21 protein-coding genes and 8 pseudogenes are annotated in these 23,478 nt (G+C 27.0%); 10 read left to right on the top strand and 19 right to left on the bottom strand.

Annotation, left to right across the window (positions count from 1 at the left end):
• Positions 1-37: 37 nt before the first annotated feature.
• On the bottom strand, positions 38-739 hold the full coding sequence (locus JJC02_08740; protein ID UDN56216.1) for a hypothetical protein: 702 nt from the start codon (positions 737-739) through the stop codon (positions 38-40).
• Between the two features lie 226 nt (positions 740-965).
• Here JJC02_08740 and JJC02_08735 point away from each other — a divergent pair, with 226 nt between their 5' ends.
• Positions 966-1,232 (top strand): DUF1294 domain-containing protein, encoded by a 267-nt coding sequence (locus JJC02_08735; protein UDN56215.1) that lies wholly within the window; start codon positions 966-968, stop codon positions 1,230-1,232.
• A gap of 135 nt (positions 1,233-1,367) precedes the next feature.
• Here JJC02_08735 and JJC02_08730 read toward each other — a convergent pair.
• From JJC02_08730 to JJC02_08690, 9 genes and pseudogenes are all read right to left on the bottom strand, one after another.
• Positions 1,368-1,754, bottom strand: a pseudogene (locus tag JJC02_08730) (YjdF family protein).
• A 509-nt stretch (positions 1,755-2,263) separates the two neighbouring features.
• A pseudogene (locus JJC02_08725) lies at positions 2,264-3,489 on the bottom strand (RtcB family protein).
• A 331-nt stretch (positions 3,490-3,820) separates the two neighbouring features.
• Positions 3,821-4,315: a hypothetical protein gene (locus tag JJC02_08720; GenBank protein UDN56214.1), complete on the bottom strand. Its 495-nt coding sequence runs from the start codon at positions 4,313-4,315 to the stop codon at positions 3,821-3,823.
• A gap of 49 nt (positions 4,316-4,364) precedes the next feature.
• Entirely contained in the window at positions 4,365-4,826 is a 462-nt protein-coding gene (locus tag JJC02_08715) for a pyrimidine dimer DNA glycosylase/endonuclease V (GenBank protein ID UDN56213.1), read from the bottom strand.
• Between the two features lie 49 nt (positions 4,827-4,875).
• Positions 4,876-5,331, bottom strand: a complete 456-nt coding sequence (gene def, locus JJC02_08710; protein ID UDN56212.1) for a peptide deformylase — start codon at positions 5,329-5,331, stop codon at positions 4,876-4,878.
• Complete coding sequence (locus JJC02_08705; protein UDN56211.1) at positions 5,312-5,566, bottom strand: helix-turn-helix transcriptional regulator; 255 nt, start codon at positions 5,564-5,566, stop codon at positions 5,312-5,314. Before JJC02_08705 ends, def begins: the two co-directional genes overlap by 20 nt.
• Positions 5,567-5,662: 96 nt before the next feature.
• A pseudogene (locus tag JJC02_08700) lies at positions 5,663-6,177 on the bottom strand (ABC transporter permease).
• A pseudogene (locus JJC02_08695) lies at positions 6,166-6,309 on the bottom strand (ABC transporter permease). The pseudogenes JJC02_08700 and JJC02_08695 overlap by 12 nt, the downstream one beginning before the upstream one ends.
• Positions 6,306-6,551: pseudogene (locus JJC02_08690) on the bottom strand (ABC transporter ATP-binding protein). The pseudogenes JJC02_08695 and JJC02_08690 overlap by 4 nt, the downstream one beginning before the upstream one ends.
• 318 nt (positions 6,552-6,869) lie before the next feature.
• Here JJC02_08690 and JJC02_08685 point away from each other — a divergent pair.
• From JJC02_08685 to JJC02_08660, 6 genes and pseudogenes are all read left to right on the top strand, one after another.
• The gene (locus JJC02_08685; GenBank protein ID UDN56210.1) at positions 6,870-7,091 is read left to right on the top strand and encodes a hypothetical protein; all 222 of its coding nucleotides are present in this window, start codon (positions 6,870-6,872) and stop codon (positions 7,089-7,091) included.
• A 162-nt stretch (positions 7,092-7,253) separates the two neighbouring features.
• Positions 7,254-8,447 (top strand): 3'-5' exoribonuclease, encoded by a 1,194-nt coding sequence (locus tag JJC02_08680; protein UDN56209.1) that lies wholly within the window; start codon positions 7,254-7,256, stop codon positions 8,445-8,447.
• Between the two features lie 70 nt (positions 8,448-8,517).
• On the top strand, positions 8,518-9,339 hold the full coding sequence (locus JJC02_08675) for a nucleotidyl transferase AbiEii/AbiGii toxin family protein (protein UDN56208.1): 822 nt from the start codon (positions 8,518-8,520) through the stop codon (positions 9,337-9,339).
• Positions 9,321-9,752 carry a hypothetical protein gene (locus tag JJC02_08670; protein ID UDN56207.1) on the top strand — a complete coding sequence of 144 codons (432 nt, stop codon included), beginning with the start codon at positions 9,321-9,323 and terminating at the stop codon, positions 9,750-9,752. The genes JJC02_08675 and JJC02_08670 overlap by 19 nt, the downstream gene beginning before the upstream one ends.
• Positions 9,753-9,786: 34 nt before the next feature.
• Positions 9,787-10,191: a type II toxin-antitoxin system HicB family antitoxin gene (locus JJC02_08665; protein UDN56206.1), complete on the top strand. Its 405-nt coding sequence runs from the start codon at positions 9,787-9,789 to the stop codon at positions 10,189-10,191.
• 73 nt (positions 10,192-10,264) lie between these two features.
• Positions 10,265-11,093 (top strand): annotated as a pseudogene (locus JJC02_08660) (recombinase family protein).
• A 43-nt stretch (positions 11,094-11,136) separates the two neighbouring features.
• Here JJC02_08660 and JJC02_08655 read toward each other — a convergent pair.
• Positions 11,137-11,238, bottom strand: a pseudogene (locus JJC02_08655) (ABC transporter ATP-binding protein).
• A gap of 113 nt (positions 11,239-11,351) precedes the next feature.
• Positions 11,352-11,942, bottom strand: coding sequence for a TetR/AcrR family transcriptional regulator (locus JJC02_08650; protein ID UDN56205.1), 591 nt, complete (start codon positions 11,940-11,942; stop codon positions 11,352-11,354).
• Between the two features lie 291 nt (positions 11,943-12,233).
• Between JJC02_08650 and JJC02_08645 the strand changes: the two genes are divergently transcribed.
• Positions 12,234-12,467: an ATPase gene (locus JJC02_08645; protein ID UDN56204.1), complete on the top strand. Its 234-nt coding sequence runs from the start codon at positions 12,234-12,236 to the stop codon at positions 12,465-12,467.
• Between the two features lie 226 nt (positions 12,468-12,693).
• Here the strand turns inward: JJC02_08645 and JJC02_08640 are convergent, their stop codons facing one another.
• The 5 genes and pseudogenes from JJC02_08640 to JJC02_08620 all read right to left on the bottom strand — a co-directional run bounded on the left by JJC02_08640 (position 12,694) and on the right by JJC02_08620 (position 18,765).
• Entirely contained in the window at positions 12,694-15,081 is a 2,388-nt protein-coding gene (locus tag JJC02_08640) for a cell wall-binding cysteine protease Cwp13 (protein ID UDN56203.1), read from the bottom strand.
• 192 nt (positions 15,082-15,273) lie between these two features.
• Positions 15,274-16,029 (bottom strand): 2-hydroxyglutaryl-CoA dehydratase, encoded by a 756-nt coding sequence (locus tag JJC02_08635; protein ID UDN56202.1) that lies wholly within the window; start codon positions 16,027-16,029, stop codon positions 15,274-15,276.
• A 24-nt stretch (positions 16,030-16,053) separates the two neighbouring features.
• Positions 16,054-17,205, bottom strand: coding sequence for a 2-hydroxyacyl-CoA dehydratase (locus JJC02_08630; protein UDN56201.1), 1,152 nt, complete (start codon positions 17,203-17,205; stop codon positions 16,054-16,056).
• A 197-nt stretch (positions 17,206-17,402) separates the two neighbouring features.
• Positions 17,403-17,639 (bottom strand): annotated as a pseudogene (locus JJC02_08625) (EcsC family protein).
• A 136-nt stretch (positions 17,640-17,775) separates the two neighbouring features.
• Positions 17,776-18,765, bottom strand: coding sequence for an adenosine deaminase (locus JJC02_08620; GenBank protein ID UDN56200.1), 990 nt, complete (start codon positions 18,763-18,765; stop codon positions 17,776-17,778).
• A gap of 254 nt (positions 18,766-19,019) precedes the next feature.
• Between JJC02_08620 and JJC02_08615 the strand changes: the two genes are divergently transcribed.
• Both JJC02_08615 and JJC02_08610 read left to right on the top strand, forming a co-directional pair.
• Complete coding sequence (locus JJC02_08615) at positions 19,020-20,273, top strand: sodium:glutamate symporter (GenBank protein ID UDN56199.1); 1,254 nt, start codon at positions 19,020-19,022, stop codon at positions 20,271-20,273.
• Positions 20,274-20,370: 97 nt separating this feature from the next.
• A complete protein-coding gene (locus JJC02_08610; GenBank protein ID UDN56198.1) occupies positions 20,371-20,595 on the top strand; it encodes a ferrous iron transport protein A in 225 nt (74 codons plus the stop codon).
• A gap of 90 nt (positions 20,596-20,685) precedes the next feature.
• Here the strand turns inward: JJC02_08610 and grdB are convergent, their stop codons facing one another.
• Together grdB and JJC02_08600 are read right to left on the bottom strand one after the other, a co-directional pair.
• Positions 20,686-21,993: a glycine reductase complex selenoprotein B gene (grdB, locus tag JJC02_08605; protein UDN56197.1), complete on the bottom strand. Its 1,308-nt coding sequence runs from the start codon at positions 21,991-21,993 to the stop codon at positions 20,686-20,688.
• A gap of 76 nt (positions 21,994-22,069) precedes the next feature.
• Positions 22,070-23,356: a glycine/sarcosine/betaine reductase component B subunit gene (locus JJC02_08600; protein UDN56196.1), complete on the bottom strand. Its 1,287-nt coding sequence runs from the start codon at positions 23,354-23,356 to the stop codon at positions 22,070-22,072.
• Between the last annotated feature and the right edge of the window lie 122 nt (positions 23,357-23,478).

Genomic DNA, 23,478 nt, shown 5'->3' with positions numbered 1-23,478 from the left:
TAAATATAATATCTTAACAAATATTCAACATGCCTTATTATATTTCCATTTCTGGGTTATCTTTATCTACAAAACCTAATTTAATTTCGCAATTAAAGATTTCCTTTAACAGTTTTGCTAGTTCTTCTCTTGCACTCATTACCTTATCTAAGTTAGCATCAGTAAAACCATCTATAGGGAAAAATATATTTTTTGAGCTATTAGTAATTTTTCCTTCCTCTCCTTGTCTCCATATCCATCTTCTAGTTTTTACCATATCTCCAACTGAATAAATTAATTCTCCTTCTTCCATTAACTCAACATCAGTTTCTCCAAATGGCACAAATTTATCCCCTTTTTTAGAAAATCTAACATATACATCATCATTTCTAAAATCCATATCATGAGCACCCATTGGAAGTAAATATTTTAAAGAAATAGAGTTTCCTAAATCCACGATAGGATTTATATGAGGGAGTTTCTTATTTTTAGCAACCCTTGTTGCCATTGCTTCTATTGAACTCATAAATTTATTAGGATTCATACCTAAACTTCTAAATGCCTCTCTATATGGTATAATTTCTTCTGATTCCTTTACTTTTTTATCTTTGAAGTAATCTTCTACTCTATCTATACTTATATCTAAAAGATTGCTTATTCTTTCGATTTCTTTAGTGTTATCTATTCCTTTTGCTACTACTACACCAAAGCATACATTTTCTAATTTATCAAAGACTTCTTTTTCTACTATAAATTTCATTTTGTCTTATCCTCCTGTTATTTTACATTATTTTCTAAATAAATTTTATCACTTTGTGTCTTATAAATATACCCCCTATTTAGTAATTGTTTAATTTTTTTAAATTTTCCAATTTATATTATACTAAATCTTATAAAATATTTTATATGTACTACTTACAAATTTAACTTTTAAAAATAAATATCTTGTTTTATAATGTATAATATATTTGTATGGAGGCAAGATTGTGAAAAACTTTATTTTAATATATTTTATAGTGATTAATTTTATTGCTTTCTTTTCAATGTATATAGATAAGAAAAGAGCAATTAAAAATAAATGGAGAGTAAAAGAAGCCACCCTTATATCTGTAGCAGTAATTGGAGGCAGTTTAGGTTCTATAATTGGAATGTATTCTTTCAGACATAAAACTAAACATATTAAATTTATATTTGGTATACCATTTATAATATTTCTACAATTATTATTAGTAAATTTTTATATTTTAAAGTAATTGAAATATAAAAATTTATTTCTTCAATAAATTGAGGTATATAAAATTTTTAATTTTATACACCTTTTTTCTAGCAATTATTAAAAAGATACATAATTATAATTAATGACCTTTATGTTTAGCTTTTCTCTTTTCTTATTTCAAATTAAATAGTCTTTCTTTTTCTTCTTCTTTCCTATCTTTAGATAGATTTTTTTTATCCTGATTTCTTTCTTCATATTGAAGCTTAAGAACATTTTGAGCCTTAGTACCTATAGTTTCTTTTTCTTGTTCTTTTTTTACTTTTCTCTACATTCTTTTGTATCCAATGTTGTCTTTGGTCACATTTTTTTCCAACTTAACACTACTAAAATCTAATGAGAAAAATCTTTTAAGTATAAATTCATATACTTCTACCTCTCTAGGTTCTGACCCAAAAACTACCCTACATGCTTCATATTTTTTACCATCTTGTCTTTCAAATACGCCTATTCAAAATGGATTTTCAAATAAGACTGTCAATTTTCTACTGATTTTTTCCATTGCTAGTTCCTCCTATTTAATTACTTTCTAAAAAACGGACAACCAAGGAGGCAGGTTACTGACAGCTCTTGCTGCGTCTGGGCTACCAACCAGACTGTGTTTTTATCTTTATAGATTATAATATTATATTTTTTAATTATACTTAATTCAACAACTTACCTAATCAATTCAATTCACCGGTTGCTTGTCTAATTCTTTTCTTTACTATTTTAAAATAGACTCTAATAATATTAGTAAACTATATTTCCTTAAACATATATTTTTTTAAAGTAAGACTATTAATGGCAATTCCATCATATATCCTAATTACAAATTTAGTAAATTCATCACATATTATACCCTTGTTTCTCAATTGTCAAGTTCCCTAAAAAAATGTTTAAAATTTACCTATATGCCTAATATAATAAAAAGCTTCTTATTGCCTAATATCTATAAGTAAGAAGTACTGTTTTTATAGTACTTCTTATGTTGTACCCTTGATAACATTGATATTTTAATATTAATTATTATTAATTTGATTTAAAATTATAAATAGGTTTCAATATTTTAATTATGTCAACTGTATCTCTTATATTTTCAATAATCTCATCAATTGGTTTGTATGCTTGAGGTGCTTCATCAATCGTATTAATATTTACACTTGTTGTAAAAATATTTTTCATAGAATCTTCATAATCTTTCATATTTATACTTCTTTTAGCTTCTCCTCTTGAAAGTATACGTCCAGCACCATGAGGTGCAGAGTTAATCCAATCTAAATTGCCTTTACCTACTCCTAATATAACACCATCTCTCATATTTATAGGAATTAATAACTTTCTACCTTCATATGCTGCTATAGCTCCTTTTCTTAATATCCGATTTTCAACTTCTATATAATTATGTATAGTTTGAAAATGTTCTAAATCATTAAATTTAAGACCTATACAATCTTCAATTATCCTCTTAGCCATTATATCTCTATTTAATTCAGCATATTTTTGTATAATATTCATATCATGAAGATAGTCTTCCATTAGTTTGCCTTCTAAATAACATAAGTCTTTTGCTATTTTAGGAATAAAGTTATGTTCTTCTTTAAGCTTTATCAATGCATCTTGAATCTCATCTTCTCTATTTTCCTTTTTATACTTTTCTATGAGCTTTTTACTATCTTCTTCAAATTCATTGTTAGTTCTAATATAATAGTCATAAGCTTTCTTCTGATAGTATTTAGCCACTCTATTTCCAAGATTTCTACTACCTGAGTGTATTATTAAATACTTATTTTTTTCATCATCTTCATCTAATTCAATGAAATGATTCCCTCCTCCAAGACTTCCAATTGCTCGATTATATTCTTCAGTTGCTTTTCCTATACCTTTTATGCAGTACAATGATTCTATTTCTTTTTTATAATTTGCCTTACTGTGTTTATTTATATTAAATCCATGAGGTATTTTTTCTCTTATAAAATCATCTATTTTTTTAAATCTAAATCAATTTTGCCTAAGTTTGCACATAAAACACCACATCCTATATCGACTCCAACAAGATTTGGAACAATTTTATCTTGTATTGTCATGACAGTACCTATTACGCATCCAGCACCTGCATGACAATCTGGCATTATTCTTATCTTAGACTTTGTCGTAAACTCCTGATTACATAATTTTATTATCTGACTTATAGTTGTACTATCTACATTATCTGTAAATATCTTTGCTTTATTACATTTTCCTTGAACCTCTAACATTAATATCAAATCCTTTTTAGCTACACATTTTTAACTACATATTAATTTTAATAACATTGATTGTTTAGAAAAATATACTCTAGATAAATTTCACATAGAAATAACTATTCAAACATTGATTTTTATATAATCAAATTTGTAATATATTAAAACTAACATAAAAGTTTGTATTTTTCAATATGTAAGCTTTTCTTATGTTATTTTATTATTATAGGTTTCAAGTTTTTATTTATTCCTTTAAAAGTATTTGTTATTTTTGTAAAACTAATCCCATAGTCATACTATCATCAGAATATGCTTCACCTTATAGTGAAAATTTTTTTATCTAAAACTAATCAAAAAAAGACATTTGTAAATCTCCTGAATTTTTTAACTTTTCCTTCATTACCTTAGAGTAACTACTTGATAGAGAATATTTATGTCTAAGCTCATTAACCATTTTATATAATTGATTTTTATACTCCCTATTAGGTGAACCTGCACTATATAGTATTGATAGCCTGTCAAATAATTCAGGGAACTCTTTTTTAACAAAGTCAAAAAAAACACCTCTAGTTATACCTCTTAAGTATAAAGTCCCAGGCAAAACATAATGTACATTATTAAGTTGTCTCTCAAGTTTTTCCACTATATTTGTTTTTACATAAATCTCTTCAAAATAATTATTGGAATTGATGTACTTATGAGAATAAATAGCATAGCAGTATTTACATCCATGCTCACATCCACGATAAATATTTAAATCCCATTTATATGGCATACTCCTTTTTAATTTATTACAAGCTATTTCACAATCTATTGGAATATATTTTACTTTCTTATACAAATAATCACCTCTTTATATATAATAATATCACGATGTTAATCTACAGTAATTAAAGCAAAATATTTCCAGACCACAATTCATACTCCTTACCATATTTACAAAGTAATATATTCCATTCATTCATGGGTATTCCTCCACATGTTGCTTTTTCTTCTAAATTATATAAGCACTGTTTTAAATACGTTCTATTATGCCAACCATTATATAAATTTTCTAAATTTAAACTATTCCCATTAGATATGTCATTTGAAAAACTGCTATTTTTCCATTTTAATATACTTGTATATTTAAGTTCATTAGGCTTATAATTTCTTTTTAACATTTCATCATGTATAGTTTTTGTATAAAATTTAAATTCATCTATACTATAATTCAACACTTTATTTACTAATAGATGGTTTGGAGTACCTTTTTTATCTATAGAACCTTTTATAGCAAGTAGTTCTCTCCACTGACTTACTAATTGATTTTTAGGTAATACATCAATTAAATCCTTATGCCATAATCTCATAATTTAACTCCTAACTATAAAATATTTTAAATTCAATATCCAATCTATCTTACAATTTTACATATTCAATAATTTTATCTGTAAAAACTATACCATTTAAATGGTCTATCTCATGACAAAGACATTTTGCCATAAGACCTGATCCTTTAATCTCTATTTTCTCACCATACTCATTTAAAGCTTGTACTGTAACTTTTTTTGGTCTTTTTAATTTTCCCCATGTTTCAGGAAAACTTAAACATCCTTCAACAACAATTTGTTCTCCTTCTTCTTTAATAATTTCCGGATTAACAAGCTTAATAAGACTGTCTCCTAAATCTATAACAACTAGTCGCTTTAATACTCCTACTTGGCATGCAGCTAATCCTCCTCCATTTGGAGTATTATACATAGTATCTGCCATGTCATTTAATATCTCTCTTATCTTATTATCTACGTTTTCTACATGCTTACTCTTTTTTCTTAAAATTTCATCATCAAATCTTCTAATCTCTCTTAGAGCCATAATATTCCCCCCTACTTATCTGTGCTCTTGATTTTCTTTCACTTTCTTCAAATAAGAATACGCTTTCAATTGGTTCATTAAAAACTCTTGAAATATCATATGCCAACCATATTGAAGGTTCATTTTTACCAGTTTCTATAGCATTTATAGCCTGTCTAGATGTCTCAACTAACCTTCCTAGTTGTTCTTGTGTCAATCCTAATTTTTCTCTTAATATCTTTATTTTATTTTTCATATATACTCCATTCATGTAATGTTAACCTTACATTTTAAATGTAACATTTTTCAACATTACTGTCAAGTTAACCTTACATTTATTCAATAAATTATCTCATTTAACTATTTTTTCACTAAACTTTTTAAATAATAGTAAAATCCATATTAATGATATAACAATTGAAATAAACATATATATAATTATTTTCCTTAATTGCCTTTGATAGCCAAAAAGTTGGTAAAAAAACAGAATATATTGCGCTTTATTTAAAATTAAAAATGGTGCTAAAATACCCATCATAAAAACACCTGATAATTTCGTAATCATCATTCCTTCTAGTTTATTTGATGATAAAGAAATTACTAATATTGATATAATAATTCCTTGTAAGAAAACTAATAAAGAAATTGATAAGTTTAACAAGAAAGGAATTTTAGTTAGAGAAAAAAATATCAGTAGAATTATTGTAATAATAAATGCTAAAATAGCTGGTATTCCAAGTCGTGAAAAAAACAACCAGTTTTGCCAAGTGGGCTTACTATTAAATATCTTGAAATACTGTCATCAATTTCTCCTAATATGACCATTGTAGAGGCAAAAAAGAACATGAAATGTGTAATAAAAGCTATTTTTTCTCTCATAAAAGTTGAAAACAGATTGATGATACAAATATATGTAATACTTAAAACAAGATATAAAAAATAAAAACCATATTTAAATTGAAACTTTATATCTCCTAAGATAAGATTTTTCATTCTCATTGTAAATGTCTCCCTGTTATCTCAATAAAAATATCATTTAATGTTGGTTCACTACTGTGTAATGATAAAAGTTTATTTTTCTTAATAAGCATATTCAAATTTTTATCATTACTAGTATTATTCAAAAAACACTCAGAAGTTTTTTCTCCATTATCAAAATAAGTATATCTGACTTCAATAGCTCCTTTTGACATAATAAAATTATGTGGTGTGTCTAATGCAGATATTTTACCATTTACAAGTACACTTTCTTTCTAATTAGTTATCATGACAATTATAATCTTTTGTAATGTAAATTTTCCCGCACTTGATGGTAATAATATATTAGTACTATATTTGTCCTCTTGAAATCATCAATAATTGTAGTGACTTCAAGGTTTATACATATATAGAATTTTCGAAAATAATAAAAAAAGATATTAATTTCATAATAGAAAAATACGACTGCCAAGGTTTCGCTTTTTCATTCGGTACGTTGGGCACTTACACATGAAATAGCTCATATAGCACTAGGTCATACTAAAAAAACAAGTATTGTAAAATTAAACTCTAGAAATAAATTGCTTGAATTAGGAGCAGGAATTTTTACAGAGTATTTGTTATGCCCAGATATAATACTATTATATTGTGATATTGCAAACCCTTATGAAATTATGTATATATGTGGAGTTAATAAAAATATTGCTTTAATACAAAATTACTATCTAGAAAAAATTAAATTTCCATATTATATGGATAACTTAGAAAACTCAATAAAAAAAAACAGTTCCATAAGTTTATAAAAAATTACTTGAAGTATAAGAAAAATTTCAATTAGTTTTTATATATCATTCGTCTTTTTCTATAATACTTTGTTTACATTTGACATGTATAGTATGAAAAAAGTAAAATATATATGTTACTATTTGTAAACAAAATATATAATAAAGTCGAGGTAAAATAATATGTTAATTGTACATTTATCTACTGGAGCAAGAAAAGGAGTAATTCTAACGCTTTCTAATGCTAAAATGAATATTCCAAAAAACGTATTACATACTGCAATAACAAAAGGTTTTAATAAAGCCATGGATACAAATTTAACTAAAAATGAAGTAATGACAAAACATTTTGTAAATATTTATGACAGAATTAAATTTTACAATAATAATAATTTTTTCAATTTAGAATACAGTATGAGCGAATATAGTTTAGAACATAAAACAGAAAACTATATCTTTTTGGAAGAAAACCTTTCTATCGCTGAAATAGATAGCAAAAACCATACTAGAATCTTATCTATAGATTTTGAAACTGCAAATTCAAAAAGATGCTCTGTTTGTAGTATCGGCTTTGTAGTTGAAGAAGATAATGAGATTTTGATAGAAAAAGAAATCTTAGTTAACCCTAATTCAGACTTTTCAAAGACCAATATTAAAATACACGGTATTACTCCAGAAGATGTTTCTAACTCTCCTAAATGGGATGAAGCTTGGAGTATTGTTGAAGAATATATAACTCCATCTACATTAGTAATAGCACACAATCTAAGAAGCATGGAATTAGCTTGTATAAGACAGGAATGTGAAAGATATAATATGGAAATGCCTAAATTCGCTGAAAAATTTAATAAAATGTCTTATGATACTTTAAAGTTAGCAAAGGATTTATTACCTGATTTAGAAAACTATAAACTATCTACTCTTGCAAAAAAATATAATATAGAATTTAATCATCATAATTCCTTAGAGGATGCAAAAACATGTTTAAAAATATTCAAAAAGTTACAAAACTCCGATACCTTTATCAAAGAATCCAATAATGACACTTTACTTAATTCTATTGATTTTGATTTTGAAGCAAATTGCAAAGACTACCCTTTGGATTGGGCATTAAAAAACAGAAAATATTTTCCTTCATTTGAAAATGTATTCCTATTTCTAAGTAATAATGATTATAATTGGGATAGCCAAAAAAATTTAATCAAAATTTTTGGAGAAGATTATAATATGAAAATTACATTTATTGACATAAGAAAAAATATCGTAGAAATAGAAAATCTAAGAACAAACAAAACTCTTAAACCCATTGAAAATAAAACTTTAGAGTTTATAATAAAAGAAATAAGAAAAAGATTTTCTCAAAAAGTTACTTGTTAAAACGTATTTAAACGTATTAATATTTTTATTATAATATAAATATAGTTAAAGAGAGGAGGGAATGATACTGTTGATTAATAATAAGTGGAGTAATAGTAACAATTTTCATGATAATAACAGCACACTAGATTATATAGAGGACTTTATCTATTGTATGAGTCATAGCAATAGTTTTAATGATATGATTTTTAAAGGCGGAATAACATTATTATGTGCATTTAAAAAATATAATTATGGTAATAGAAGATTAACAAAAGATATAAATATACATGGAACTGATTATAATAAATGGCTTAATTTCAAAAAAGATATAATAGCTTGCTCTAAGTATAGTAGATTTAAAGTAATGTATAAAGTTATAAAAGAAATAACAATAAATGAAACTACTAAAAATGAAAGTGTAACTATAGGTGTTTATAGAGCTGCGGAATTAATTACTAGATTTAGTATAGATATAAACTTTAAGTGGTCTACTTTAGACTCAGAGAAATATTCATTGGGTGGGTTAGTTACAATTAATGGATATACACCAGAACTAATATTAGTTGATAAAATACATGCTTGTGAAAGTAAACAAATTAATATAAGGTTGAAAGATTTGTTTGATGTATACTCATTAAGTTATTTAAAAGGATATAATAGCAATGATTTAGTAAGATTGTACATAGATAAATATAAAAATATATCAGAAAAAATGCCCATGTTCCAATTAGAGAACTTTAATACTTTAGAATATGGGTATAATGGGTTAAGAGGTATTGAATCTAAACCTGATTTTACAATTGTTTATAAAAGAGTAAGCAACTTTATAATTCCAATACACACATTTATAACATCAAAATCAAATAAAAATTATGTTTGGAGGGATGATAGGTGGATTTTACAGGAGTAATAAGAAACTCTTTTGATAATGTTTTACTATGCGGAGAATATGCAGGAAGCTTATTAGGAATAACTAATTTTCCAGATACTCATATAATAGCTCAATCTGCTTTTATAGATAAAGAAATTGATACAGATTATTTTACGGTGTACCCTGTTAAAAATTTAGACTTATCTTATGTAGAAGAAGTTAGAAAAGGTGTTTGGATAACAAATCCTGCAAGAACAATTTGTGATATGATAAGATATGATAGCGAGTATAGTTTTATTCAGGAAGCTCTAGACTATTACATTTTCTATAATGAGAATGAAAAAGAACATTATAATGAGGTACTTAACGTAGCTAGATATTACAATATAGAACAAAAAGTATTGGATGTTATAAGTTTTGCAAAATCTCATGATTATTATGAAGAAAATTAATATTTGTAACTAATTTTATAAAGGCGGTGAAAATATGTATAAAAATGAATATATATTTCCAGCAGTTATAGCAAAACATGATAAAGGTGACTATGAAGTTAATTTTTATGATTTTTCAAATATAATAACTTGTGGTGAGAATTTAGAAGAAGCTTTTCTTATGGCAGAAGATGCTTTAAAGTTAGAATTGTTTGACTTATATTCAGATGGTTTAGAGATTCCAGAGCCTACACAACTAAATAATATTAGTACTAAAGAAAATCAAACTGCTATATTGGTAAAAGTTAATTTAAAAGAAACAATAAAAGAATATGATAGTAAGTCAATTAAAAAAACTTTAACTATACCTTCGTGGCTAAATAAAGAAGCTGAAAAAAATAATATAAATTTTTCTCAGTTATTGCAAGAAGCTTTGAAAAATAAACTTAATATTAATTAATTCTATTTAATTGTGCTTAATGAATTTAGATTAGGCACAAGGCATACGTTGTAAGGGGGGTTCAATGGATAAAATAAAACGTGTGGCTCTTTATATACGTGTTAGTAATAAGAAGAACAAGTATTGCATGGAAATAGTATTAGAACACAGACAGAAGTTTTAGAACAATACGCAAAATATAATAATTTTATTATACTAGATAAATACATAGATGAAGGTTATTCTGCAACAAACTCAAAAAGACCTAATTTACAACGCATGATTGAAGATGTGAAAAACAACAAAATAGATTTAGTTATGATAACTAAAATTGACAGATTAAGTCGTGGTGTCAAAAATTACTATAAAATAATGGAAACGTTAGAAAAACGTAAACGTGATATGTAAATGTGGTTTTTAAAATGAGCGGTACATATTGTTTAAGCTCTGATAGAAAATCTATAAATATTATAGATGTCATGTATTTCAAACTACTAAAAAATGTAACAATACAAGGAGATTATCAGAAAAAAACTTGAAGATTTTTTATTGAAAAATGTAAGGAGATAATTAGAAGAAATTGCTTTTGGATATGAATCTAATAACAATAAAAATAATCAACTTAAAAATAAGATAAAAAAACAAATAAATAAACTTCAAGATTTATATTTTGACGACTTAATAGATAAAGAAAATTACAAGCTTAAGTATCAAAAACTTAATACACAGTTAATTAAATTAGAAAATAATAGTGAAGAAAAAAATCTACAATAAATTTTAAAAATATCAGAAGTTTTTTATAAATTAACTTCGAAGAAATATACTTTGATTTAAGTGACCAAGAAAAAAGAACCTTATGGACTAGCAATATAGATACTATAGTTATTGATGAAAATAAAAACCTTACTATAAATTTTTTATAATAATTCATTTTATTTTTTGTACTAACACATAATTACCTTATATACCTAAAAATCCTATTATTTCTCCTTTTCCTACTTTAAAATTAATATTTTGTAAAAAACCTTTGTCTGTATAACTAAATGATAAATTATCAATTTTAACCATTTCATATCATCTTTTTATTTTATTGACTATTTTAATCATATAGTCAATAAAAGTTAATTTTTTTGTTTGTTAATAATTTTTATTAAAAGTTATTAGCAAACAAAATTTGAACTCTATTCCATAAGTTGTATAACCAATCCATTTATCATTAATCTTAAAGCACTTTCAAAACAATTCCTTCCAACTTCACGCTTATATAACGTAGTAAGAAAAACTGCTCTAAACGCTCCACTAAAGCTTTCTATATCTTTATTTTTTGCATTTGGTATCCGAGATATAATCTCTTCAATTTCAAAATCATCATGTTTAAAATGCTCTTCAATCATATAATCTGGTAACTTTCGAACTAATATCTCAAATTCTCCATTTACTATGAGGTTTAAAATTGAAGTACTATCAATCATCCTATAAAATTTCATAAGTATATCTGTCAATTGTTCACATGTAATGCTTTCATCTAGTCTCTCTATTTCATATAAAAGTTCTTTCTGTATAGAATCATGCATATCTCTCAACACCTCAAAAAAGAGCAATTCTTTTGATTGAAAAAATAAATAAAAAGTTCCTTTTGGTATTTTTACTCGTTTTACAAGCTCATCAACAGTAGTCTTTCTAATACCATATTTATCCATACACAATCTTGCTTCTTCTTTAAGTCTTTTTATTATATACTCTCTTTCTTTATCAGAATATGATTTAGGCATCTTTTCTCCCCCCAGTTTGACTAAAACATTTTATATAGTCAATATATTACTTTTTTTGTTTAATGTCAATAGTTTTATTAGTATATTTAAAAATAAACTTAAAAAACTTTCGAAAATTCTGAATTTTCTATAGCATTTTTTATTATCTAGTGTTATAATTAAAATATAAATAATATATTATTCTAATTTTCATATCTATTTGCTTATTTTTTAACTTAGTTTCTAATAGAGGTAATCATATTCATCTTTTTAAATATTTCGTTTTTAATAAAAAATAAAGGAGTTGATTTTATGGCTACTACTACAAAAAACCGTTTTTACGATTATGTTCAAGAAAACTTAAACAAATACGTTGAAGTACATTCTTATTTTAGCAGTTGCCCTCTATATGGTGAAATTATAGAAGCAGACAGCTTATCAATTACACTTTGCTCAAGATATATAGACGAATCTAATCCAACTTTAAATGAAACTTACACATTATATTTACCATTAAACTCAATAATATCTATTAGAACACTATAAAAAGTTAATTAAATATGGGTTATTTATATATAAAATGTAAGATTTTCTATATAAAGTAACCCTTTTTTATGTTTTTAAACTTATATACACAAATTTAAAGCTGAAAACAAAACTTTACAATCATTGATTATCTTATTTAACAATAATTTAAAGTAATTATTTTCAGCTTTTATTGAGATTAGTTAAGTTACTAATACATACTAGTATACACTAATATTTAAGCATCTTATTTAGCACTTTTTAGTTTTACTAATTCTTTAAATGCATTTTGATTTGCTCCTCCACCAACTTGAGTTACTTTTTCTAAAGACTTATTTTTAAGAACTTCTTTTTGGCTATCGGCTAATTTATCACCAACTAAAATTACTGGTGACCCAGTTTTTGCTCCTAAAGGACCAACTGACAATCCATCTATTAAATCATTTTGATTTTTAATTCCATTTTTAACCACAAATGCATTTTTTAAGGTATCTTTTTTATAAAAATTATCTATTATCTTTGAGTTAGTTTCATCCCTACTGCTACCAGATAATCTAATTGGATTTTTCAACTTACTTTCTAGATTGTTTGATAGGGATGCTGTTCCTCCAATGATATAAGATTTCTCTATGTTTAATGAATTTAAAAATTCATCAGCTCCTTGCAATTCACTTTTTTCATTTGCAAGTATAATTGGTATATTATTTTCTGCTGCTGCTGCACCTACACTAATTGCATCAGCTAATCCCTTCACTCCATTTACAACTGCTATTTGAGATACATTCTTTATGTGACTTAGTTTTTGAGCTAATAATAAACTTGTATTATATCTATCACTTCCTGATATTCTCTCTATTGATATGTTTAAATTTTTTAGTTGCTGTTCAGTTTCTTTACTTATGGAATTTTCTCCACCTATTAAGTATACTTTTTTAGCACCTAATCTCTGTATTTCAGCTTTAGTTTTTGAATTTAAAGCTTCTTTTTGTGTCAATAATATTGGTGAATTTATAGCAGATGTAAAAGGAGTTGATGCCAATGCATCTACTATTGAATTACCATTTACTAAAACTACATTTTCTGAAGAACTAAAACCATTTTGACTAACCTTAATAGCAGTTTCATATCTATCACTACCAATTAAAGACTCATTTGGAATACTCTCACCAGAAGACTTTTCTGTAACAGCTTTTATAGTAAAGTTACATGGGTAGAAGTTGCTGTCTCTGTTTATATCAAAGAATTCTCCAGTACTATCTATAATATAACTCTCACCTAAATTAGCTTTAGCCTTAAATATATCATATCCTGGTACATTTGATTCAGAACCTATAGTTGACTCTCCATTTTTTGCTTCTATACTGACTACAACTGCTCCCTTTCCTTCTGGTATCTCAAAAGAATCAATTGGAACTGTTATGTAACCTGAATATTGGGTAGTACCTTCTTTTAACTTTTTCATATTATTTTTTTGAGGTATACTATTTACTACTGGAGCATAATATACTTCGTATTTAGCACCTATACTTTCAGTTAAAAACATTACAGATTTTAGAGTCTCATCACCTCTATTGAAATCAAACACATTTGCGGCTGTTATCTTATTTGAGACTAAAGGAACAATACTTGCATAGTCATGTTGATACATCTTTTTATCATCATTTGGTTTTTGACCACCTTTGATTGAAAAGTTATCTATATCAGACATAAGTGTCTTATCTTCATAAGATATCCAGAAATATCCATCTTCAGAATTATAATCTCCCCAGCTATTTTTTATTAGCCAAGCACCATTTTTTGATGGTTTAATCTTTGTATTAAAATTGTCTTTAGAATAGTTATCATCCCAACCTACAATTGAAATAGCATGATTTGTATTAAAACTTTTTGTTGGACAATAATATGAATTTTGGTCTTCACTTTGATATTTAATATCTTCGTAATAACTAGATGTTACTGCTCCATACTGTAATATAGCATTTTTTGTAGAATTCATATCATTACTTACACACACAGCATCTGTCACATTAAAAACAGTTGGTGCTGTATCCATATTAGTTGGTTTTGTAGCTCCTTGTGCTTTAGATACTTCACCATTATATGGAATGTCTTTTTCTAATTTAGGACCTGACCAAGATGTTAAATATCCCATAGCTTCATAATTTAAAGCACCATCCATGTCATTTACAGACCATCCATATCCACCATCTGAAGCCCACCATCTTAAATGTTCTTCTGATAAATCGTAGTCTCCATAATTATTTAACTTCAAGAAACTTTCTAAAGTTGCCATTGCAGCAAAATCCCAGCATATTCCTAAATTTTCTTGATTTTTTACTGATGTCATAAGACCTAATTTTCTAGGGTCATAAGATGTTGGAGCTGTTCTTCCTTTACTTTGAATTTGAGTACCTTCCAATTTATATGGATTTGGTATAATCCCATTATACTTTTCTGTACGTCCATTTTTAGCATCTTTTAAATATTGTTTATAAGTTTCACTGTATTCTGCCCTTTTTATCTGATTCAATGTATTGCTATTGTCAGCTGATACAGGAATTGTTAACATTACTAAAATAGATATTAAAAATAGTGCAACAAACCTTACTACTTTTTTTGAAGTAAATTTTTTCACATTTTCTCCCCCTTGCTACGAGCTAATTTTTAAAATTTTAATGTTATATATGGCTAAATATCAAGTATTTACAAATATACAATCATTTAAATCAATTATACCAAAGTTTTCCTTTAAAAATAAACAAAATAAAATAAAAAACTGAATTTATTTAAGATAAATTCAGTTTCTTATTTTATTTTTTATATATTTTTATCTAAACCCTATTACAGCAGCTCCTAAAGCTCCTATTATTTGGGTATCTTCTGCAATAAAAATTTTTTTATCCAATATTTCTTCTATCATTTTTACTAGTTCTTTACTTTTTGCAAGCCCTCCAGTAAATGCAACTTCATCTATTACCTCACCTCTTGCTAGCATCGAAGTAGATTTATTTGCAATAGATTTAAGTATCCCTGCTGCTACCTCTCCAGTAGAAATATTTTGAGCTAGAAGACTTACAATTTCAGACTCAGCAAAAACCGTACACATACTAGATATATTAACTGCTTCATGTCCTTTAGCTAATGTATCAATACTTTCTATATCACTTCCTAAAAGGTTAGAAGTAATCTCTAAAAATCGACCAGTTCCTGCAGCACATTTATCATTCATTATAAAATTAAATACATTTCCATCTCTATCTAAATTTATAACTTTACTATCTTGACCACCTACATCTAAAATAGTCCTTATGTTCTTATTTAAAAAGTAAACACCTCTAGTATGACAAGTTATTTCTGTTACTTTCTTATCAGCAAAATCCATTACTCCTCTTCCATAACCTGTACCTACTACTTTTTTTATATCTTTTTTATCAATTTCACTACTTAGCAACTCATAGACCTGTTTAGATGTACTTTTAGAGCTCCATCCAGTTGGTATAATTACTTTCTTAACAATTTTTTCACCATCAAATAGCACACCTTTTGTTGCAACTGACCCTGAATCCACTCCTATACTAAACATAGTTCCTCCTACTTTTATCTATCTCTACAACATCTCCACAAATGCTTCAAATCTAGTTCTCAATTGTTCAGTATCTGATTTTGAGTAATCGGTCTCAAGAGACATAAATGGTTTATTTTTTTCTTTTGTGACAAACTCTCTTATTCTATAGCTTTCTATATTAAATGTATGACAGGCTTGTAAAACTACATCTATTACTGCATCTACATTATATTCATCTATTATTCTATCTAATAATTCAATACGATTATCATTATTCATCATACAAGAACAACCTATATTTATATACTTTTGTGTAAGAGCATCATATACATCTTCTGTTTCTTCATCAACCAATAAATCATTCGACCTAATAGCCCCACAAAGTTCATATGCCACAACTGATGCCCCCGCATCTTCTAAAGTTTTAACTATTTTTTCGCTTATTCCACCAATAGGGGAACCTGTTATTAGTATCCTTGGTTTATCTTTTTTAACTGGACATTCGCCTTTTTTGTATCTTTCTTTCATATCATCTATAACTTTTCTTAAAGAATGTTTAAGCTCTGCACGGTCAAATTTAAAACCTGCTTGATATAAAACATTATGTAACTCAAGACCTGTAAGTGCAGATGGTTGTAATTTACCAAGTGCATAGAACTCTTTTAAAAGTTCTCTTTCTTCATTTTTATCTTTTATAGCAACTCTTATATCCTCTTCAGTTATAGTCACACCTAAAGATTTCTCAACCTCATCCTTTAATCTTACCATTTCATCCTTCCAAAGTTTATAGGCAAATTCACCTTTTGAAGTATTTGGCAAATGCATTACATATGTTGGCTTAACTTTTGCAAGCTCTTCATACATTTTTTTCTTGCCATCACAGGTAGTTTCTCCTATTAATAAATCAGAAAAATAGAAATATGGACAGGTATCTGTTATCGCATGCCCATAGCTTGATTTTATCAAAGGGCAAAGATTTCTTGGAAGTACCCTTTCTGCATCAGGTATTGGCTCTTCACTAACACCACATACTCCTACTACAGTTGCTCCAGCTGCCATTGGAATTTCAACTGGAGTAAATGTACAGAAAACTCCAACCATCTTTTTCCCACTTTCCTTAAGTTCTTTTGCATTTATAAATCCTTTTTGTCTAGCCTCATTGAAGCTATCAAATTGTTTTGGCAAATTTGACATGAAAATATTCCTCCCAATTACTCTTCTTCATAATTAAATTCGTATCTTAAAACACTAAAAACTAAATTTTTCCATTAAAATACAAACCTCTACATTAGATTCTATCATGCTTTACCTTTTATCCATAATTGTTTTTATCAATGCAAATTTAAATATATATAGATATATTGTATAACTAATTTTGCCTCTTATAATTTTTATAACTTAAGCTCTCTAATCTTCAATCTATAATCAGACACATCAGTTTCATGTAATTTGTCAATTAACTTTCCATTCACATAAAATCCTACAAATGTTCCTATTCCAGACATTAGTTTCAAAAACTTAGCTAAATCTAAATAATCTCTATATTCTTGTTGAAATGTTCTCCAATCAAAATAATTGATGTCTTCTGGTAGACTCTTTACATATCCATCCCAGTTATTCATTAATTTTTCTTTCATTCTTTAATTTCTTTTTTAGCTAATTTAATATAAGCAATGTCTTCATAAGTTTTCACATTTTTTCTCCTACTATAATATATCTTTGTTAATTTAATAAGTAGATTTAAAGTTTAAATAGTTTAATCTATTAAATTAAACTATTTAAATACTTTTTAGTTTCCTTATCTGCAAAACTAGCTTCCACTGTATTTCTATAAATTATTTTATAATCTTCTAATTCTAATTTAAAGGCATCAAATATAACATTTAACTCTGAATTTAAGCTTATATCTGATACAGTTCTATTATCAGTATTTATACTTACATGTAAATTATCTTTATAAAAATTATAAAATGGATGTGTCTCATAAGAATCTACTGTCTTAGTTTGTACATTACTAGTCGGGCATAACTCAAGTAATATTTTTTTATCTTTAACTGAATTATAAGCCCTTTTATGCTCATTAATTTTTACGCCATGACCAATTCTATCAGCCTTTAAAATATTTATAGCATCTAAAACATTTTCGCCACTTGCGGCTTCTCCTGCATGTACTGTAATTTTATATCCATATTCTCTTGCCAATTTAAAAACATCCTCATATTCCTTGCAAAACCCTTCTTTTTCTGGTCCACATAAGTCTACTGCGACAACGCCTTTATTTACAAACGATTTTCCTTCTTCAATTACTAACAATGCATCTTTTGAAGTCATTGTTCTCATACAGCCTAATATTAAATTTCCTTTTATATCATAAATACTTTCGGCTTCTCTAATTCCTTCAATTATACTCTCAATTATACTTTTAATACTCATCCCTTTTTTGGTGTGAAGCAATGGTGCAAATCTAATTTCAATATATTTTACATTTTCTTTATTTGCATCTTCCAAAAGTTCAAAAGCAATTCTTTTTAAATTTTCCTTAGATTGCATTACTTTTAAAGGCAAATCAAATTTTTCTAGATATTCATCAAGTGAAGTACAATTAAAAGAAACTTTTGCTAATTTTTTTATTTCATCAATATTATTTGAAGGTAAATCTATTTTCTCCTTAATAGCTATATCAAACATAGTTTCTACTCTAACACTTCCATCTAAATGGCAATGTAAGTCTATCTTAGGTAAATTTTTAAACATTTTATCCTCCTACTATACTTATAAATAACATTCTCAATATGTTTCTAAGTCTTATTTCTATTATATCAATATACTAAGGTTTTTCATGCTAAAAAAATTACATCTTTTTAAAATATTTTAATTTGTGATTATCTAATTATATCTACTGATTTTTTTTAATATACATTTATTAATATACATTCGATAATAAAATTCTAATACACAAGAATTTGAGTTATACAATTAAAACTTTGAATCACAAAGGAGGATTTATTTTGCTTACCATAACTTTTGATACTATACAAACTCTAACTCTATCCATATTATTTTTTTTAATTGGTAATTTGTTAAAAAATAAAATTACTTTTTTAAATAACTTCTGCATACCTGCACCAGTAATAGGAGGTCTATCATTTTGTTTTTTAAATTTATTTCTTAAATATTTTAATATAGTAGATATATCTGTAAGTGGAAGTTTAATGCCAAATTTTATAACCTTCTTTTTTACAACAATAGGACTTGAAATAAGCATAAGTCTTATAAAAAAGGGTGGGAGTGTATTATTTAGATATTGGATTTTATGTGGAGTATTGGCATTTTGCCAAAATATCTTAGCTATTACAATATCAAAAATTATAAAACTTGAACCTCTTTTAGGACTCATGTGTGGGAATGTGTCTATGGAAGGTGGTCATGGTTATTCAGCTGCATTTGGACTTACAATAGAAAACCTTGGTGTAGATGGAGCAGTTGGAGTTGGTTTATCTTCTGCAACAATAGGACTTATTATAGGTGGTATATTAGGAGCTCCTGTAGCTAGATTTTTAATAAATAAATATAAATTAAAACCCTCGTCAAATATAGACTTATCAAGTCCTAAGTATAATAGAAATCTAAAGAAATTAAGAAATAAGTTTTTTAGAAATAAGAATAGAATAAAAAACAATTACTTCTCTAAACCAATAACACCTACCGTGTTTTTGGAACAAGTTCTTCTCATATTTATTTGTATAAATACAGGAGAAATTATAAGTAGATCCTTCTATATAATGTTTAACATTCTTTTACCTTCTGTTGTAACTTGTATGTTTTCAGCTGTCATCTTTAGAAATTTGAATGACAAGATAAATATACTAAAATTAAATTTTAAACTTATAAATTTTCTAAAAGAAATTTCATTAGGAATTTTTTTGACTTTATCACTTATGAACATAGATTTATTTGAATTATCTACACTATTACCTCCTATTCTCCTAATAGTAACTTTCCAAGTAATCTTTATAATTCTATTTTCTATATTTATCTGTTTTGGGGTACTTGGAAAAGACTTTGATTCTGCCATCATAATAAGTGGTCTGATTGGACATGGAATAGGAGCTACTCCAAACGCTTTAGCAAATATGAGCTCTTTGACACAAAAATATGGTGATTCTCCAAAAGCATTTTTGGTAGTCCCGCTAGTAAGTGGATTTTTGCTAGATGCTATCAGTATTCCCTGTATATTATTTTTCATAAACATACTAAGTTAGTATGTTTATTTTTTTGTTATATATTGACAATTTACTCTTTTTGTTATATATTATAAATATAAAGTTTGATAATGATTTTCATTAGGAGGTGTTAATAATGACTGTTTACAATTTAAAACTTGGACAAAAGGGAATTATAGACAATGTAGTTGGAAATGAAAAACTTATGAAGAGACTTCTAGCTTTAGGATTAATAGATGGCACTGAGGTTGAAGTGAAAAAAATAGCTCCTCTTAATGACCCTATAGTGATTAGATTTAGAGGATTTGATTTGGCTATTAGAAAATCTGATGCAAAAAATATAAATTTAAAAAATAATTAATATATAATAATAAAAAAAGATGTTGTAAAATAAGTTTCAAAAACTATTTTATGACATCTTTTTTTATCTCAATGTTACGTTATATTTTTATTATTCAAAAACTGTTTGACCTTCTATATCTTCTGTCAATGCATTTAAAGCTTTCAAAACTATATTTCTTCTAATTTTTTTACTTTCTTCTTCTCCTAAATTAGGATTTCCAAGTGGATATGGTATTCCTACTGCTGGAACAATTCTATTAGCCCCTATTGTAAGTGATATTGGTACTACAGTACAAATATGAACAACTGCTATACCAACTCTTTCAATCTCTTTTACCATCGTTGCTCCACAACGAGTACAAGTACCTCATGTAGATGTTAAAATTACAGCATCAATATTATCTTCTAACAATTTCTTAGAAAATTCCTCACCAAATCTTTTAGAATTACCAACACTTGTTCCCGTTCCTGTAGTAGTTATAAAATAATTTGCTAATTCTCCAATTATACCTTCTTTCTCAAACTCTCTAACTACATCTAATGGCACAACCAAATTTGGATTTTCAAGGACATATGCTCTATCATAACCTCCATGTATAGTTGTAAATTCTTTATTTGACATAGAATCCATATTTGTTAAATCGTAAACTCCATATTTAGTAGCACTTGAAGATTCAATTTTATCTGGATTATCAATTGGAATTATCCCTCCAGAAGTTACTAGTGCAAGTTTTATCTTAGATAAATCTTTAATGGCCTTCGCAGGTGTAACTCTATCAAATTCAGGCATTGGATACTCAGTTTCAAAGTTTTCCCCTTTCATCTTCTTAACCAACATATCAATTGCTCTTTCAGACCCTCTAAGTTCATGGAAGAAATTTTTTCTTATTCCTCTCATTATATATCCTTCTTCTTCAGGAGACCCTATTTCCTCACCTCTAACCAATTTAAGACCTAGTTTTGCCATTATTGGAACTACCTTTCTAAGACTTGCTGCTGAATTTCCTGTAGATACTATATGCAGATCTAACTTGAACATATCTACACCTGGATTTTCTTTATACATTCCTGTAACTACAGGAATATTTAGTTCTTCTTCAACTGCCTTACAAATAATCCCACAAGCTACTCCATATCTACCTGCATTAAATGCTGGTCCTGCAATAAATAAATCAGGTCTTTCTTCTTTTATCATTTTTAAAAGTTCTTGAGTTGTACTTTCAATATTTTCACCAAAATACGTATCTCCACAAATCACAGTTGAAATTATCTCTGCATCATCATTAAATTGACTCTGAAATGCTATTCCAGGTCCTACTGCCCCAGCCCTTTTCTCTGGCGGAATATCTGCTTTTTCTTCTCCTCCTATACCAGCAAAGAAATTGTTTATATAATGAACCACTCTGATTTTACTCATCTCTTAATCCTCCAAATCACTTTATAGTTATTACATCAATGATTACACTAACAAAACTCTATATTCAAATATTTATTTAATAATATCTTGCTGTCAAATGATTATAACCATTTGCTATAGTTGACGCTATTATAATTTGTAGCTCTACGTCCATGCTTCCATCGTCATTTAAGCATCCTTTATACCCACCTATCATCATCTCAACATAATCTAAAGTTCCTATAATTTTTTCCATTGCTGGGAAATGAACCACTAGGTTTCCTTGACCACAAGAAACAACTGCATCTGCTTCTTTAGTAGCATCTGCTATAGACTGACTCTTGCCATCTTTTCCAGGAAATTCATCTGTTATCAAAACTACACTTGCTCCAACTTCGCTACATTTTCTACAGTTCATCATTAGGTCAGTATCTGGATTCCCATAACCTTCTTCTGTCACTAAAACTCCATCAACTCCTAAAAATTCTATTAGTTTGGCTACCATATCAGAGCTTCTCTCTTTATCGACTAAGAATACATTTTCATTAGTCAAAATAACACCTATAAAGTTTAAATCTTTTCCATGTCTTTTATATAAGTCATGTATAACTGGATTATTTAAATGATGAAATGTCGTAACCTTATCACATGGTGCTACACAGTTTCCAGATATTATAGCTCCATCCATTATTTCAGTTGGATACATAAATGTGGGAACTATTTGTTTAGCATCAACCCCATAATAATAGGTATCATGTAAAAGCCCTTGTGATTGTAACATATGGATATATGCTACTGTTGGAAGGTCTGGATATTCTTTTACCTGTTTTAATAATGATTTTGTCTCATATACAACTACTTCATCTGGCTCAACATCTTTTCCTGCTTCACCTACATATGCACCTATTTTTAATCCAGCAATTCTAGCTGCTTCCTCATAATCATGAGTATCTATACCATCCTTTGCTTTTAAAACAACACATATATTATTTGTTTTTGAAAAAGGTGTATATTTAGCAGTAGGACCACTCATATCAATTACACCTTCTTGAAATCCAACTATATTTCCACAAGTTACAACACAAGCTCCTAAAAGTACATGAGTTTTTCCGCTTCCTACAGTCTTCACTTTATTTATAATTCCGGGAAATATTTTACTTTCATCTCCAATTTTAACCCTAGGCTCTATTACGTCTTTAACTGGAGCTATTCTTATTGATTCACCAGGTCTTGCAAGTTCAACATTTACACTTATAATCCTTTCATCTTCTAATGCTATCTTTTCTATTTCATTGCTATTTACATATAGTACTCCATCTTTTACTTCTGTCTTTTCTCCAAATTCAATGTTTTTTATAAATATATTCCCTAGCTCTAGCTTCATATGAAAATCCCCCTTAATATATTTAATCGCAATTAAAAGTATTTATTATTACGTTTATTAATATATAAAGCATTTTCTATGCCAATTATTTAAAATATATATTCTATGTATTAATATCATAG

The sequence above is a fragment of the Clostridioides sp. ES-S-0054-01 genome (assembly GCA_021561035.1).
Classification (GTDB): Bacteria; Bacillota; Clostridia; order Peptostreptococcales; family Peptostreptococcaceae; genus Clostridioides.
The sequence above is the reverse complement of the archived record's forward strand: the minus strand, read 5'-3'. Positions and strand labels throughout refer to the sequence as shown.

Excerpts from the sequence above, each read along its gene's own strand:
- JJC02_08740 (UDN56216.1), bottom strand. The coding sequence starts at position 739 with ATGAAATTTATAGTAGAAAAAGAAGTCTTTGATAAATTAGAAAATGTA.
- JJC02_08645 (UDN56204.1), top strand. The coding sequence starts at position 12,234 with ATGGCTACTACTACAAAAAACCGTTTTTACGATTATGTTCAAGAAAAC.
- JJC02_08620 (UDN56200.1), bottom strand. The coding sequence starts at position 18,765 with ATGTTTAAAAATTTACCTAAGATAGACTTACATTGCCATTTAGATGGA.
- JJC02_08705 (UDN56211.1), bottom strand. The coding sequence starts at position 5,566 with ATGAAAAATAAAATAAAGATATTAAGAGAAAAATTAGGATTGACACAA.
- JJC02_08630 (UDN56201.1), bottom strand. The coding sequence starts at position 17,205 with ATGTCAAATTTGCCAAAACAATTTGATAGCTTCAATGAGGCTAGACAA.
- JJC02_08680 (UDN56209.1), top strand. The coding sequence starts at position 7,254 with ATGTTAATTGTACATTTATCTACTGGAGCAAGAAAAGGAGTAATTCTA.
- JJC02_08635 (UDN56202.1), bottom strand. The coding sequence starts at position 16,029 with ATGTTTAGTATAGGAGTGGATTCAGGGTCAGTTGCAACAAAAGGTGTG.
- JJC02_08715 (UDN56213.1), bottom strand. The coding sequence starts at position 4,826 with ATGAGATTATGGCATAAGGATTTAATTGATGTATTACCTAAAAATCAA.
- JJC02_08610 (UDN56198.1), top strand. The coding sequence starts at position 20,371 with ATGACTGTTTACAATTTAAAACTTGGACAAAAGGGAATTATAGACAAT.
- JJC02_08665 (UDN56206.1), top strand. The coding sequence starts at position 9,787 with ATGTATAAAAATGAATATATATTTCCAGCAGTTATAGCAAAACATGAT.
- JJC02_08600 (UDN56196.1), bottom strand. The coding sequence starts at position 23,356 with ATGAAGCTAGAGCTAGGGAATATATTTATAAAAAACATTGAATTTGGA.
- JJC02_08650 (UDN56205.1), bottom strand. The coding sequence starts at position 11,942 with ATGCCTAAATCATATTCTGATAAAGAAAGAGAGTATATAATAAAAAGA.
- def (UDN56212.1), bottom strand. The coding sequence starts at position 5,331 with ATGGCTCTAAGAGAGATTAGAAGATTTGATGATGAAATTTTAAGAAAA.